At 33.4% G+C, this 14,182-nt stretch carries 15 protein-coding genes; 4 read left to right on the top strand and 11 right to left on the bottom strand.

Translation table 11 applies throughout. From position 1 onward, the window contains the following. Nucleotides 1–73 precede the first annotated feature (73 nt). The 3 genes from BM238_RS04370 (at nucleotide 74) to BM238_RS04360 (ending at nucleotide 2,959) form a co-directional block, all read left to right on the top strand. The gene (locus BM238_RS04370) at nucleotides 74–1,045 is read left to right on the top strand and encodes a polyprenyl synthetase family protein (protein WP_090078941.1); all 972 of its coding nucleotides are present in this window, start codon (nucleotides 74–76) and stop codon (nucleotides 1,043–1,045) included. A gap of 24 nt (nucleotides 1,046–1,069) precedes the next feature. Further along, complete coding sequence (locus tag BM238_RS04365) at nucleotides 1,070–2,020, top strand: GSCFA domain-containing protein (protein ID WP_090078940.1); 951 nt, start codon at nucleotides 1,070–1,072, stop codon at nucleotides 2,018–2,020. 171 nt (nucleotides 2,021–2,191) lie between these two features. Continuing rightward, nucleotides 2,192–2,959, top strand: a complete 768-nt coding sequence (locus BM238_RS04360; protein WP_090078939.1) for a TatD family hydrolase — start codon at nucleotides 2,192–2,194, stop codon at nucleotides 2,957–2,959. 147 nt (nucleotides 2,960–3,106) lie between these two features. Here the strand turns inward: BM238_RS04360 and BM238_RS04355 are convergent, their stop codons facing one another. The 11 genes from BM238_RS04355 to BM238_RS04310 all read right to left on the bottom strand — a co-directional run bounded on the left by BM238_RS04355 (nucleotide 3,107) and on the right by BM238_RS04310 (nucleotide 13,078). Then, nucleotides 3,107–5,653 (bottom strand): phosphoenolpyruvate carboxylase, encoded by a 2,547-nt coding sequence (locus tag BM238_RS04355; protein WP_090078938.1) that lies wholly within the window; start codon nucleotides 5,651–5,653, stop codon nucleotides 3,107–3,109. A 566-nt stretch (nucleotides 5,654–6,219) separates the two neighbouring features. Beyond that, on the bottom strand, nucleotides 6,220–7,479 hold the full coding sequence (locus BM238_RS04350) for a DEAD/DEAH box helicase (RefSeq protein ID WP_090078937.1): 1,260 nt from the start codon (nucleotides 7,477–7,479) through the stop codon (nucleotides 6,220–6,222). A gap of 193 nt (nucleotides 7,480–7,672) precedes the next feature. Next, entirely contained in the window at nucleotides 7,673–8,161 is a 489-nt protein-coding gene (locus BM238_RS04345) for a DUF6438 domain-containing protein (protein WP_090078936.1), read from the bottom strand. A 42-nt stretch (nucleotides 8,162–8,203) separates the two neighbouring features. Then, nucleotides 8,204–9,187 (bottom strand): GTPase ObgE, encoded by a 984-nt coding sequence (obgE, locus tag BM238_RS04340; protein ID WP_090078935.1) that lies wholly within the window; start codon nucleotides 9,185–9,187, stop codon nucleotides 8,204–8,206. Between the two features lie 92 nt (nucleotides 9,188–9,279). Further along, nucleotides 9,280–9,858 carry an adenylate kinase gene (locus tag BM238_RS04335; protein ID WP_090078934.1) on the bottom strand — a complete coding sequence of 193 codons (579 nt, stop codon included), beginning with the start codon at nucleotides 9,856–9,858 and terminating at the stop codon, nucleotides 9,280–9,282. Between the two features lie 37 nt (nucleotides 9,859–9,895). Continuing rightward, complete coding sequence (gene hpt, locus BM238_RS04330; RefSeq protein ID WP_090078933.1) at nucleotides 9,896–10,450, bottom strand: hypoxanthine phosphoribosyltransferase; 555 nt, start codon at nucleotides 10,448–10,450, stop codon at nucleotides 9,896–9,898. Nucleotides 10,451–10,566: 116 nt separating this feature from the next. Continuing rightward, complete coding sequence (locus tag BM238_RS04325) at nucleotides 10,567–11,124, bottom strand: hypothetical protein (RefSeq protein ID WP_090078932.1); 558 nt, start codon at nucleotides 11,122–11,124, stop codon at nucleotides 10,567–10,569. A gap of 107 nt (nucleotides 11,125–11,231) precedes the next feature. Beyond that, the gene (locus tag BM238_RS14375; RefSeq protein WP_177205422.1) at nucleotides 11,232–11,402 is read right to left on the bottom strand and encodes a hypothetical protein; all 171 of its coding nucleotides are present in this window, start codon (nucleotides 11,400–11,402) and stop codon (nucleotides 11,232–11,234) included. A 3-nt stretch (nucleotides 11,403–11,405) separates the two neighbouring features. Beyond that, nucleotides 11,406–12,020 carry a DUF4230 domain-containing protein gene (locus tag BM238_RS04320; protein ID WP_233741906.1) on the bottom strand — a complete coding sequence of 205 codons (615 nt, stop codon included), beginning with the start codon at nucleotides 12,018–12,020 and terminating at the stop codon, nucleotides 11,406–11,408. Beyond that, entirely contained in the window at nucleotides 12,020–12,580 is a 561-nt protein-coding gene (locus BM238_RS04315; protein ID WP_233741905.1) for a TlpA family protein disulfide reductase, read from the bottom strand. Before BM238_RS04315 ends, BM238_RS04320 begins: the two co-directional genes overlap by 1 nt. Nucleotides 12,581–12,610: 30 nt before the next feature. Next, nucleotides 12,611–13,078, bottom strand: a complete 468-nt coding sequence (locus BM238_RS04310; RefSeq protein ID WP_090079117.1) for a pyrophosphohydrolase domain-containing protein — start codon at nucleotides 13,076–13,078, stop codon at nucleotides 12,611–12,613. A 245-nt stretch (nucleotides 13,079–13,323) separates the two neighbouring features. On the opposite strand from BM238_RS04310, the gene BM238_RS04305 reads away from it, so the two are divergent. After that, nucleotides 13,324–14,133, top strand: coding sequence for an energy transducer TonB (locus BM238_RS04305; RefSeq protein ID WP_090078930.1), 810 nt, complete (start codon nucleotides 13,324–13,326; stop codon nucleotides 14,131–14,133). Nucleotides 14,134–14,182: the final 49 nt, after the last annotated feature.

Raw genomic sequence — 14,182 nt, 5'->3', positions numbered from 1 at the left:
CCCATAAAGTTTGGCGCTTTTTTTACCTCTAAAAAATTTTAAAAATCGTATTTTTGCAGTAAACAAAGTATTTATGGAATTTTTGGAAGACTATCAGAAAATTGTTGCAAAGGCGATTGCGCGGTATACATTTAAAGACAAACCGGAAGAATTGTATGCGCCGATGAACTACATTATCAGTCATGGAGGCAAAAGGTTAAGACCAATTATGGTTTTAATGGCAAACGATATGTTTGGTGGTGATCAAAAGAAAGCGATAAAACCTTCTTTAGCGATAGAATTCTTTCATAATTTCACTTTGATTCATGATGATATTATGGATGAAGCGCCTTTAAGACGTAATAAACCAACAATTCACACACTTCACGGAATCAATGTCGGTATTCTTTCAGGAGATGGATTATTATTGAAAGCCTATAAATTTTTCGAAGATCTGGAACCAGAATTATACAAGGCCTGCGTGAGAATTTTTACCCACACGGGGATTTTACTTTGTGAAGGACAGCAATACGATATCAATTTTGAGTCTGAAAAAGATGTTACTTTCGATGACTATCTAAGAATGATCACTTATAAAACGGGTATTTTAAGCGCTTCGTCTTTTGAAATCGGTGCAGTAATAGCTGGCGCAAATTTTAAAGATGCCAAACATTTGTTTAATTACGGAAAACACGTCGGTATTGCATTCCAAATTATGGATGATTATCTTGATGTGTTTGGCGATATGGCGCAGTTTGGAAAAAAGCATGCTGGCGATATTTATGAAAATAAAAAAACGGTTTTGTACCACTATGCCATGCAAAACGCAACGCCAGAAGAGCGTGACGAATTGAATTACTGGTATTCTAAAAAAACCGACAACATTGACAAAATTCATGGTGTTGAGAAAATTTTCCGCAGAACTAGGGTAGAAGAAAAGGTGCTTCAGCTTATTCAAAAGCACAATCATTTGGCGCAAGAGTTTCTTGCTAAAATTGATGTTTCTGAAGATAGAAAAAAACCATTCGTAGAACTCGCCAATTATTTACTAAAAAGAGAAGTATAAAAAACGCGCACATATTATTACATTATGAAATTTCGAACGGAAGTTGATCTTCCCATTTCCTCCAATAAAATCAATTTAAACTCAAATATTTTCAGCATTGGTTCCTGTTTTTCCGCAGAAATATCTGCCAAACTTTTAGAAGGACAGTTACAAAGTTTTAATAACCCTTTTGGAACCCTATTTAATCCATATTCAATAAATAAAGCTTTAAAAAAAATTCATGATGCAGAATTTTATACAGAAGAGGATTTAATAAAATTTAATGGCGAATATATTTCTTTGGATCACAATTCTACTTATAATTCAAGATTTTCTCATCAGACTTTAGATTCTATAAACCACCAGATTCAGCTAAGTAACGAGTTTTTGAAATCTGCCGATTTTGTAATTATAACTTTGGGAACTTCTTTCATTTATGAATTTTTACCCAAGAAAAAATTAGTAGCAAATTGCCATAAAATTCCTGCAAAATATTTTGAAAAAAGATATTTGACGCACTTAGAAATTTGTGATTCTATATCGGAAACCATCTCACTTCTAAAAGATATTTGTTCGGAAAATGTTCAGATTCTCTTTAGCATTTCGCCGGTTCGTCATACAAAAGATGGAATTACAGAAAATCAACTAAGCAAAGCAAAACTATTTACAGCGCTTCACGAGGTGATTTCTACTTTTGAATACGTTAATTATTTGCCGGTTTATGAAATGATGATTGACGATCTTCGGGATTATCGTTTCTATAAAGATGATTTGATTCATCCAAATTCCCAGGCCATTCAATACATTTGGGAAAAGTTTGTGGAAGCTTATTTTACGGAAGAATGTAAAAGTTTTTTCGGTGAAAATTTGAAGATAAGAAAAGCTTTAGAACATAAAACAGATGATACAAAAAATCCAAAATATCTGGAATTTCAGGAAAAATTAAAACTTAAAATTGCTTCTCAACAAGCCAAAGTTAATCATAAGATCTTTTAAAATTATTTGGGCAGCTTTATCCGCCTTCCGTTCCCGCTTTTTTTGTTCCGCTTCGCTGCACATAAAAGAGCTCCACTCAAGTCGGGCTGCAAGTTTTCGCAAAAAATTTAATGAGTTTTAAAAATCCTAAGAGTTTTAAAGATTTCAAATAATAAAATTTCAGTACAACAAATGATCGATACGCACACGCATTTATATTCAGAAGAATTTGACGAAGATCGCGATAAAATGATTGAAAGAGCCATTTCTAAAGGTGTTTCTAAATTTTTTCTACCAGCAATTGATTCTCAAAGTCATCAAAAAATGTTTGATTTGGAGACAAAATATCCAAACCAAATTTTCTCAATGATCGGACTTCATCCTTGTTATGTAAAACCAGAATCGTGGGAAAATGAATTAAAATTGGTTGAAGATTTTTTAAATCAAAGAAAATTTCCCGCAATTGGTGAAATAGGAATTGATCTTTATTGGGATAAAACGACTTTGGATATTCAGATAAAAGCGTTTGAAAAGCAAATAGATTGGGCAATTGAAAAAGATTTACCAATTGTAATACACACAAGAAGTAGTTTTGATGAAACTTTTGAGGTTTTAGAACGAAAAAAACATTCAAAATTGAGAGGGATTTTTCATTGTTTTTCCGGGGATTTAGAGCAAGCAAAACACGCGATTGATTTGGGATTTTCCTTAGGAATTGGTGGCGTAGTGACTTTTAAAAATGGGAAAATAGACCAGTTTTTAAATGAAATTTCGTTAGACAAAATTGTTTTGGAAACAGATTCGCCGTATTTGGCGCCCGTTCCGTTTCGTGGTAAAAGAAATGAAAGTTCTTATCTCGATTTAGTTGTGGGGAAATTAGTTGATATTTATCAAAAAGATTTTGCAGAAATTGATAGGATCACAACAGAAAACGCTGAGAAAATATTTGAAATTTTGTAGGTTTATTTAACCACAAAGTCACAAAGATTTGGACAAAAAATTTGATCGAAGATCATAAAGTTTTAAATATTATTTTTTATAACTTTATGATCTTCTACATTCTGAACACATATAAATCTTTGTGACTTTGTGGTTTTTGGTTAATAACTACGCCGAATTCCGGCTTGCATTAATATTTCCAAAAAGCGAACGAATCACCAATTTTTCAAAAGCTTCTTTATTTTCCGGATTTTTCTTAATTTTTATCAGCGCATATTGTTGGATACTCAACAAAGGCAGCACAATTTTTTCCCGGATTTCGACAGATTTTTTAGAAACAGGTTCTTCTTCCATTAAAGCTTTAAATCCTGTTAATTCAAGCATCAAAGCTCTTGAAAGTTGATATTCATCAAATAAAATTTGCCAGAAATCGCCGTATTTTTCATCTTTTTTCATGTAAGAAGTCAGCGGAAAGTATGATTTGCTCAAACTCATCATACTGTTCAAAATCAGCGTTCTAAAGAAATCTGAATCTTTGTAAAGCTGTCTAACTTCTTCAAATTTATTTTCTTTTTTAAATTGATTCAAGGCCGTTCCAACACCAAAAAATCCGGGAACATTTTGCTTTAATTGCGACCAGCTTCCCACAAATGGAATGGCGCGCAGATCTTCAAATTTAAGTTCAGAACTTCCGCCTCGTTTGCTTGGTCGGCTTCCGATATTTGCTTTTCCATAATATTCTAAAGTGCTCATTTCCTGTAAATAGGGCACGAAAAGAGGATTTGCCTTTAATGAAGAGTATTTTTCAAAACTTAAAGTTGATAATTCTTCAAACAATGTGCGTTCATTTTCAGTCAGTTCTTTTTTAAAATTACTAAAAACATCATTTTCAATTCCGGCGGTTAAAAGTTGTTCAAAATTAAATTTTGCCTGTTCTTTATTTCCAAAAACGCTCGTAATAGTTTGTCCTTGGATCGTTAATTCTATCTTATTATTAGCAATCGTTTTTCCTTGCGATGCATAAAAGTCGTGTGTTTTTCCGCCACCACGCGCTGGTGGACCACCGCGACCATCGAAGAAAACAACTTTAATTCCATATTCTTTTGAGATTTTTGTCAATTTTTCTTTTGTGGTGAAAATTTCCCAGTTGGCTTTTAAATAGCCGCCATCTTTTGTACCGTCAGAAAATCCAAGCATAATAGTTTGCTGATTTCCGCGACGTTCTAAATGCGCTTTGTAAAAAGAATTTTCATACAATTCTTTCATCACGCTTTCGCCATTTCCCAGACCTTCCATTGTTTCAAAAAGCGGAATAATATCCATTTTGATTTCATCATCTTCATATTGACACACTTTAAAAAATGCCAGAACATTCATCACATCTTTTACGGCTTCAGAATTAGAAATGATATATCGGTTCATGCCGCGTTCGCCATTTTTCGCCTGAATTTGTGTGATTTGAGCAATTGATTGTAAAGTATCTTTTGTTAAATCTTCATCCCAGTTTGCAAAATTAAAATCCGGTTTATTTTCAATTAAATATTTAAATTTTTGATTTTCCGTTAAACTTTCGCTTTCATTGATTTCACTTTTAGAAATAAGAAAATCGATTGCTTTTTGTAAAACCCTACTGTCTTGACGTAGATCTAAACCGGCGAAATGCGTCCCGAAAATCCTGATTCGATCGCGGAAATTTTCAAGTAATTCTTTAAATAAACCGTTATGTTTTTCAGATAAAATTTCTTCTGCTTTATTTATTTCGGTAATCATTTCTTCCGCAGAAATATCACAATCTTCTTTAAAAATAGCATCGTAAAGTTTCTGACTCAACTTTTCTAAAATTTCTGAAACACCGCTAAAACTCAATCTTCTCCGAACATATTTTAAATGGCTGTAATATGATTTCAGAATTGAAAGATGTAATTCCTCTGCCACTTTTCTCGTGATTTCTGCAGTCACAAAAGGATTTCCATCTCTGTCGCCACCTGGCCAAAATCCAAGTTGAAAAAGATCTTCATTCAGGTGAAAATTTTCAGTTTTAAAAACAGATTTTATTTCCGTGAAAAGTTCGCCCAAACTATCGTAATAAATGTAGCGCAGATAATAAATAATGCTCATCGCTTCGTCTAAAGGCGTCGGTTTTTCTTTATTTACAAAAGGCGTTTTTCCTAATTGTTGTAATAATAAATCAATGTTTGTAATGGAATCTGCCGTAATTTGAGTTTTAAGATCATGCAAAATTCGTTGTACAGAATTAGGATAAAACTGTGTTGGATGCGCGGTAAAAACTACTTTCACGCCAAATTCATTTAATTTGTCACGAACTTCCTGCACAGAATTTTGTTGCGTCGCGCGGTCAAAAATGTTTTGCACAGTTCCGGCGTCAGAATCTGAATGCAGTTGTGGAAAAGCAGCGTCTTCGATACTGTCAAAAAGCACAACTTGCCGTTCGATATATTGTATTATTTTAAAAAGCAGATCGAGTTTTTCTTTTTCTGTTTTTAGATGCGTGTGGTTTGTGAAAAAATTCTCTAAAATATCTTCCGGCGTTTTTCCGGCTTCGTAGCCTTCCTTGCTTTCTTCGTATAAAAAAGGCAGCAACATCCCGATATTACTCATTTTGTCATAAGGCAAACTCATAAAAAGTGAGTTATAAATTTGAAATTTATTTTCTACTATTTGCCGGAATTTCTCTGAACGGTTGTTGTTTCGCATGTTCAAATTTAAGATTTTCTAACTTAAAATAGCGCAACTTTTTGGACAGACATTTGACTTTGTCGAATGCGTAATTTATATTTTATTTTGGCAGACATTTCCGCCTTCCGTTCCCAATCTTTTTGCTTCGAAAAGTTTTCACAAGAACAAAGGTTTTTTTTAGGCAAAAAGGATTTCCACTCAAGTCGGGCTGCAGGTTTTGTATAATAACAAAGTTTTGTTTCAAAAATATAAGACAAAAATTCAGGAAGTTTTTTGTCATTCCGTAGGAATCTAAACTGTTGAGATTCCTACGGAATGACAAAATGGTTTGTTTATTTTCTAGTAATTTCGAAGTGATATTTAATTTTTTTAAAATTAAAATAAGCAGAATTTACGTCCTGTCGAACAAAAAAATATCCTTCAACCTAGCCGCGATGGGAACGGCATCCTTTTTTCCCGCGACAGCGGGAAAAAAGATATAGTGGACAGCGGGAATGATTTTCTAAAAAGAGATAATCTTCTTGCTTCTAAACAAAAAAAATACCTTCCGGAGAAAGTACTTTAAGATTTATAAAAGTGAAATTTTATCTGTTACGGGTAAAATTGCTTTTATTATTTGGCTTTTTTGTGTGACTTGAACTATTTGGTTGAGAAGGTCTTTGACGCGGCGTAAACGCTTTGTTGTTGGAATCTCTTTTTTCCGCCACCAAATTATCAGTGTGAAATGGATGGTCTTTTTCAACCGGAATTTTCATTCCGATCAATTTTTCAGTATTTTTTAGATTAATCAAATCTAAACCGTCAACGAAACTGATGGAATTTCCTTCTGCGCCGGCTCTTCCGGAACGACCAATTCTGTGAACGTAGGTTTCAGAAACGTCGGAAAGTTCAAAATTAACAACGTATTTTAAGGAATCAATATCAATTCCACGCGCTGCAATATCTGTCGCAACAAGAATTCTTGTTTTTCCGTCTTTAAAGTTGCTCAATGCATTTTGACGGGCATTTTGAGACTTATTTCCGTGAATCGCTTCTGCGGAAATCTTATTACTTTGAAGTTTTCTTGCAATTTTATCTGCGCCGTGTTTCGTGCGGGAAAATACCAAAACAGAATCTTTAATATCGTTCTGTAAAATGTGCGTAAGCAAATCTAATTTGTCATTTTTATCAACAAAATAAACTGATTGATTAATGGTTTCTGCGGTAGAACTAACCGGCGCAACATTCACTCTCACTGGATTTGTCAAAATCGAATTTGCCAAAGAATCAATTTCCTGAGGCATTGTTGCAGAGAAAAATAAAGTCTGTCTTTTCTGCGGAATCATCTTGATAATTCGTTTCACATCGTGTACAAAACCCATGTCAAGCATTCTGTCGGCTTCATCTAATACAAAAATTTCAATATTTTTTAAGGAAATAATCCCTTGAGAGATGAAATCTAATAATCTTCCTGGCGTCGCAACCAAAACATCAACGCCTTTGCGAAGTGCTTTTTCCTGTGCTGCCTGTTTCACACCACCGAAAACTACTAAAGTTCTCACGGGTAAGTTTTTACCGTAATCATAAAAGTTTTCCTCAATCTGGATCGCCAATTCTCTGGTCGGCGTCAAAATTAAAGCTTTGATTTGATTGTTTTTTGGTGCTTTTCTTTCCGTTAAATTTTGTAAAATTGGAATGGCGAAAGCCGCTGTTTTTCCTGTCCCAGTTTGTGCGCAACCAAGGAAGTCTTTTCCTTCTAAAATCGAAGGAATTGCTTTTTCCTGAATAGGCGTAGGTTTTTCATAACCTTGTTTTTCAAGCGCATCTAAGATGGGCTTAATAATTTTTAAGTCTGTAAATAACAAATTGTTTGTTTTTTAATTTTAATGTGCGGATGAAGTATTTTACTTCTTCATTTTGAGCAAATTTGCAGAAGCAAATTGAGTAATCTAAAATTACTGTGGCTAAGAATGCCGCGAAATATTTTGCAAAGATACACTTTAAAAGTGAATTATGAATTTAAAAAATAAATTAGATAATTTTTATTTAAAATGTAAATTAATTGGAAATTTTTATCCAGTTTTGTGTTTTAGGCAAGGCTTCCATTACGTCATAAACTTTTCTTAATTCCGGAGTTCCGCGTTTACCATAATCTTCGATAGTTTTTGTATTTCCACCGATCATAGTAATAGCTAAAGTCGAAGTTGGAAGATCTGTCACATTTTGGTTGCCATACTTATTTTTTAAAGAAGAAACGTTTAGTTGATTGATCAACATTACCAAATTATTATAATCAGCTTCTTTTAAAACAGTTTTAAAAGTCCCTTCTCTGGAATCACCGGAACCACCTTTTGTGTTGCTTTTTGTAAAAGTGTTGCTTTCCGCTTCAATTATCGCGGTTCTGTCGGAATTAATTGTCACTTTAAATATCGGACAAAAACCGTAACAAGCGCCTGCGCTGTATTCAATTTTTGAATATTTTGATTGGTTTTTTGGGGCACAAGAAAAGAGTAGAAATGCGGCTGTGAAGGCAATAAGATATTTCATAATTTTTTTTGAAAGACTTTCAACTATTGTTCCAAAGCAATTTTATCCGTGCAATTGTTTCCAGATCGCATCTTTTAATTCCATCAAACCTTCCTGAGAAACGGCTGAGAAAAATAAAGGTTGTCTGTTTTCTGGGAATTCTGCGGAAATTTCTTTTTTAAGTTCATCATCCAGCAAATCTGCTTTTGAAATAGAAAGTATGAATTCTTTGTCTAGTAATTCTGGATTAAATTCCTTCAATTCATTTTCCAGAATTTTATATTCCTGAAAATGATCTTCAGAATCTGCCGGGATTAAAAATAATAAAATAGAATTTCTTTCAATGTGACGTAAAAAACGGTGTCCTAAACCTTTTCCTTCCGCAGCACCTTCAATAATCCCCGGAATATCTGCCATTACAAACGACTTGTAATTTCTCCATTCTACAATACCTAAATTTGGGGTTAAAGTGGTAAAAGCATAATTAGCAATCTTTGGTTTTGCTGCAGAAACTGACGCTAAAAGAGTCGATTTACCTGCATTTGGAAAACCAACTAAACCAACATCTGCTAAAACTTTCAACTCAAAAGTCACCATTCCTTCTTCGCCGGGCAAGCCTGGCTGGGCGTAACGTGGCGTTTGATTGGTAGAAGTTTTAAAAAACTCGTTTCCCATTCCACCTTTTCCACCCTTAAATAATATGATTTCCTGACCATTCTCTAGAATTTCAGCCATTACTTCACCGTCTGCATTTTTTGCGATAGTACCCAAAGGAACTGTGATATAAATATCTTCGCCATCAGCGCCTGTTAACTGACTTTTTTGTCCGTTTTTTCCTCGACCTGCAGCAACGTGTCTTGTGTAACGCAAGGGTAGAAGTGTCCACTCATTTTCGTTTCCTTTCATTATCACATTTCCACCGCGACCGCCATTTCCACCGTCAGGCCCACCTTTTGGGATATATTTTTCACGGCGCAAATGCGCAGAACCGCCACCACCGTGACCTGATTTACAATTTATTCTAACGTAATCTACGAAATTGGACATAACTTTGTTGTTGGTTGTCAGTTGTTGGTTGTCAGTTTTGCTTGTTGAAAATTAAAATTTAATTCTGACAACTAGCAGCCGACAACTGTCAACTATTTTATTTTTTCTACTTCTGCGAAAAGTTTTTGGGAGATTTCAGCTATTTCGCCGACTCCATTTATTTCCACATATTTTCCCTGCTCTTTGTAAAGTTCTGCAACTTCAGCAGTTTTTTTATAATATTCTGAGATGCGGTTTGTGATGATCGAAACTTCAGAATCATCTTTTCGACCGCTTGATTTTCCCCTATTGATAAGTCTTTCAACCAATATTCTATCCTCAACTATAAGCGATAAACAAATAGAAATTTCAGATTTTAATTCTTCTTTTACGATTTTATCGAGACATTCCGTTTGAAAAGAAGTTCTTGGATAACCGTCGAAAATGTAGCCGTCGCAATCGCAAGGTTTTTTTAATTCGTCTATCAGCATATCCGTTGTCACCTTATCAGGAACGAGTTCGCCTTTGTCGATATAAGATTTTGCCAAAATTCCTAAAGGTGTGTCATTTTTCATGTTAAATCTGAAAAGATCACCTGTTGAAATCTGCTTAAGATTAAATTTACTGATTAAATTTTCTGCCTGTGTTCCTTTTCCGCTTCCGGGAGGGCCGAATAAGACAATGTTTATCATTTTTTTTAAGTAAAAGGTAAAAAGTAAGAAGTTTTTTTTAATGGTTGATTTGTCCGTCTTCCAATTGGTACAAATCTTTTAAATTTCTGCCCAATTCATCGTAATCTAAACCATAACCCAAAACAAATTTGTTAGGAATTTCCTTTCCAACATAATCAATTTTGAAATCTTTGGAGTAAACTTCAGGTTTTAATAAAAAGGATGCTATTTTTACTGATTTTGGACGTTGGGTTTCTGTAAAGTATTGAAACAAACTTTCAACCGTATTTCCCGTATCAACAATATCTTCCAAAATTATAATGTGACGGTCTTTTACATCTTTCGTGAGATCCATTTTTTGGTAAACAATCCCTGTAGACTGTGTGCCAACGTATGAACTCATTTGAATAAAAGCAATTTCACATTTCCCGGGATAATGTTTTAATAGATCTGAAAAAAACATGATAACACCATTTAAAACACCAATGAATACGGGCGTTTCATCTTTATAATCTTCGTAGATCTTTAAAGCAGTTTCTTTTACGATAGATTGAATTTCTTCATCTTTCATATAAGGAACAAAGGTCTTGTCGTGTATTGTAATACTTTCCATAGATTTTTATAAGGTGCAAATTTAGGTTTTTTAAAATTATTTTTTACGTTTAAATATTTTTAAAAATAAGACAAAAAAAAATCCCGACTATTGCCGGGATTTTTTATATTTTAATTCTATAAAGGATCATTGCTATGTCCCTGTGAATCCATATCGTCGCGCATTCCGATATCATGGTTTTGTATCACATATCTTCTTTCATCTGTGAAATAAAGATTATTTTTTGCTTTACTGATTATTTTTGCCTGTTCATCTTCATCAATTTTATAATTTGAAGCAGAAGATTCTTTTTGATTAGCGACGTAATTCTTACTTTCATTATGAATATTTATCGCGCCTTCATCATTTAAAATAGTTTTTGCTTTTTCGGCGTTTTCTAAAGTATCAGCGAAAACTGTTACCACATTATTCTTTGTTGCAGCGTAACTGTATTTCTTTTTAGTGTTTTCTTCGTCCCCAAAAAGCCAGTTCCAAAAACCAGATGTTTTTTCTTCTTCTTCAAAATGAAAATGAGGATGATCATCCGCAGAATAATCGTTTTCTTCAAGTGTGCCGTTTCTGTTGAACTTTGAAACGTGATAATCTTCCGTAGTAAAACCTAGGTTTGTTAATTTTTCTGTTGCGCTCTCAGCCTGCTCGTTTTTTGGAAACATTCCAACAATAGTGTAAGACATAGTTTTTAATTTAAATTAATAATTTTGATTTGGTGTTTGAAAATCAACAAGAATCGTGACAAAGATTTAAAAATAATAAGATTTAGTAAAATTTTAACTTTAAAAAACTAATTATTTTTCTCAGTATTATCAGTTTTGCCTTCATCATTTAGCTCGCTAGCTTTTCTCACGTCCTCTTTTTTTAAGTCTTGATCACCTTTTTCTGATGTCTTTTGTGGAATATTCTGAAAATCCTGATTTTCTTTTTTATCTTCCATTGCGTTTTTTTTATCTTCCATTTTTTAAAGTTTTGTGGTATCTAAAGTTCCGGTTTTATCTTCAATTTTATAATTTAAAGCTTTGGCCAAAACAAATATCTGATTTAAATTTTTGATTAACTGCACGCGTCCTTCGCTTCGAAGTCTGTTTTGATTTACCGTTTTTACTGCATTTTGCTTTGCCGAATTTGTAATTTTTTTAATGTCATTTTCATCAAACCTGTTAAAGAATGAATCATCAAAAGACTGGATTTCTACACTTGGAATAATTTTAATATCTGCATTCGGAAGTTCCTGAATGATCAATTTTTTACCAATGCTGTCAACTTCAAGTTTCATTTTGTTTAAATCATAAGAAACCTGTGCGTTCGTTTTGGTAAAAGTGATAATCTCTTTTTCACTTGCAGGTAAAAATCCGCCCGCTAACTGAGAAGAAATTTTTGTTTTTTGCATACTTGAAAAGTCCTGCTCCATTACCACCATTTTGTTCATCTTCCGGATCTGGTTTGTAATAATGTAATAATCATTTTGCACCTTATCTTCAGCTTTCGATGTCAGTTTTTGCCAAACCAAAAAGAAGAGCAACATTGCCATCGATCCAATAATGAAAGCGAATAAATAATTTCTTTTTTTAACCATTATTTAAAAAGACCTTTTATAGAAGTGTCATCTTTTTTTAGAATTTCCAAAAGATCTCTTTCCAGCCAGCCGGATTTTGGAGATTCTACAATTCGGCCAATTTCTTTGCCGTATTTTGAAATAATAAAAGTAGGTACCTTTTGAATATTAAATTTTCCTTCTTCACCATTTGGTGCTTCTTTTTTTCTATTTACGGCGATTATCGTCAGCTTTTGCGTCGGATAATTTAGATTTTCCAGAATCTTAATAAATCTTGGAAATTCCCTGTGACTGTCTGGACACCAGGTTCCTAAAAACACGGTGATATTATAAGAACTTATTTTGGCTTTTTTTAATTCGGCTATTGCGTCATTATCAAAGGCATAACCGTCGTGCTCTTCTTTATACCAAGTGTCGTAAGGCTCTTTTTGGAATTGATTTAATGTCTGTGTTCCCAACAGCATTTTGCCGTCATTTTTAGAATCAACTTCACGGTTGACTATCACTTTTTTAGATTCGCATGAGTGCAGGATTAAAAAAAGGAGACTTCCTAATATTAATGCTTTGTTTATATTTTTCATATTTATCTTATTTACTGTTACCGATTTTATTTAATTTTCTAATATAGATTTTAAATCAGCAGCAGAATAGTATTTATTTTTTAAAACTTTATGATCTGATTTTCTATGAACATTTATTTTATCGCCAGACTTTTCTGAATAGGCTTCTTCGCCTTTTTGTCTGTAATGTTCTATTGTGTCATTTGCGTCCTTTTCATTATCGCAAGCTTTTGACATATTTGATCTTTGAACTTCATTAAATAATTCAACAAATTTTTCTCCCATCCCGAATTCCAAAACTGCGCCAGAAAGTACATATTGAAGATCACATAAAGCATCGGCGATTTCCACTAAATCATTTTGCGCAATAGCTTCTTGAAGTTCATTTAATTCTTCCTGAAGTAACGAAATCCGCAACTCACATCGTTCTTTTGAGGGAATCTGTGGTTTATCCAAAACCGGTGCATTAAATGTTTTGTGAAATTCTGCAACCTGATTTAGAGCATCTATTTTGTCCATTAATATTATTTTTTTCAAATTTAAATAAATAAAACCGAACATATAATTGATTTTTCTTCCTAACTATAATTGTAAAGTTGTTAATAAATATATACAATTTGTTATGCAACTCATAAATATTATTAAAAATTTATTATTTTCTTATAAAAGTGGCTTAAAACTTGTAATTAATTTTAAGTATTTACATATTTAATTAAAAACTGATAATCTCTATAATTTTTTATAACCCTTTAATTTTTATACAGATGAAAAACTTTCTTCAAAACCCGGAATTTCAATTGGATGAAGTTCTTTTTGAGCACCGAAATCAAAATTACGGCGCTTATGTCTTACGCCACGAAGCTGACAGAACGTTGACCAAAGCCATGTTTGCCGGCATAATCTTCTTTGCAGCAATTGCAGTAACGCCTTTTATTTTAAACGGTTTTAAAACAGCTGATATTAAAACAAAGATTCCAGAAGGAATTCATCAGATTATTGAGATTGATGAACCTATTTATCATCCGCCTGTTGCTCAGGTTCAGCCGATTGCGCCTGCAGTTGCCACAACAAAATATGATATTCCAACCCCAACAAGAAATCCTGTAAAACAAACTCCAGCAACTTCTGTGAAGGATTTTCAAGATACAGCAATTGGTACAGTAAATACAGTTGGAACACCGCCTACAATGAGTGTTTCTCCACCGGAAAATGTAATCGCGCCGACTGTTACCGGACCGGTTTTACCAAAAACAATTGACAATTCACCGAAAAAACATGTTGATGTTGAAGCGCAGTTTTCAAAAGGTTTAGATGGTTTCAGAAATGGAATGATCAATAATTTTGACGGAACAGGCTTTGACGGTGTTGATGATGTGATGCGGACAACCCTTACTTTCATTGTAGAAAAAGACGGAAGTATTTCAGATATAAAAGCGAATGGCGGAAACAAAGATTTTAATCAGGAAGCCATCAAAACTTTAAAAACAATCAAAGGAAAATGGACACCAGCAAAATTAGGCGGTGAATCTGTAAGAAGTTATTTCAGTTTCCCGGTTTCTATGAAATTTGACTAAAACTTATTTTTAAATTAAAATTTTATCCACAAAGAATATTTTTTGTGGA

The organism is Halpernia frigidisoli (assembly GCF_900113805.1).
Lineage (GTDB): Bacteria > Bacteroidota > Bacteroidia > Flavobacteriales > Weeksellaceae > Halpernia > Halpernia frigidisoli.
The sequence above is the reverse complement of the archived record's forward strand: the minus strand, read 5'-3'. Positions and strand labels throughout refer to the sequence as shown.

Bases quoted from the DNA above. Each gene is read 5' to 3' on its own strand.
- BM238_RS04345 (WP_090078936.1), bottom strand. From the start codon at position 8,161: ATGAAATATCTTATTGCCTTCACAGCCGCATTTCTACTCTTTTCTTGT.
- BM238_RS04370 (WP_090078941.1), top strand. From the start codon at position 74: ATGGAATTTTTGGAAGACTATCAGAAAATTGTTGCAAAGGCGATTGCG.
- BM238_RS14375 (WP_177205422.1), bottom strand. From the start codon at position 11,402: ATGGAAGATAAAAAAAACGCAATGGAAGATAAAAAAGAAAATCAGGAT.
- hpt (WP_090078933.1), bottom strand. From the start codon at position 10,450: ATGGAAAGTATTACAATACACGACAAGACCTTTGTTCCTTATATGAAA.
- obgE (WP_090078935.1), bottom strand. From the start codon at position 9,187: ATGTCCAATTTCGTAGATTACGTTAGAATAAATTGTAAATCAGGTCAC.
- BM238_RS04325 (WP_090078932.1), bottom strand. From the start codon at position 11,124: ATGTCTTACACTATTGTTGGAATGTTTCCAAAAAACGAGCAGGCTGAG.
- BM238_RS04315 (WP_233741905.1), bottom strand. From the start codon at position 12,580: ATGAAAAATATAAACAAAGCATTAATATTAGGAAGTCTCCTTTTTTTA.
- BM238_RS04360 (WP_090078939.1), top strand. From the start codon at position 2,192: ATGATCGATACGCACACGCATTTATATTCAGAAGAATTTGACGAAGAT.
- BM238_RS04355 (WP_090078938.1), bottom strand. From the start codon at position 5,653: ATGCGAAACAACAACCGTTCAGAGAAATTCCGGCAAATAGTAGAAAAT.
- BM238_RS04320 (WP_233741906.1), bottom strand. From the start codon at position 12,020: ATGGTTAAAAAAAGAAATTATTTATTCGCTTTCATTATTGGATCGATG.
- BM238_RS04365 (WP_090078940.1), top strand. From the start codon at position 1,070: ATGAAATTTCGAACGGAAGTTGATCTTCCCATTTCCTCCAATAAAATC.
- BM238_RS04335 (WP_090078934.1), bottom strand. From the start codon at position 9,858: ATGATAAACATTGTCTTATTCGGCCCTCCCGGAAGCGGAAAAGGAACA.
- BM238_RS04310 (WP_090079117.1), bottom strand. From the start codon at position 13,078: ATGGACAAAATAGATGCTCTAAATCAGGTTGCAGAATTTCACAAAACA.
- BM238_RS04305 (WP_090078930.1), top strand. From the start codon at position 13,324: ATGAAAAACTTTCTTCAAAACCCGGAATTTCAATTGGATGAAGTTCTT.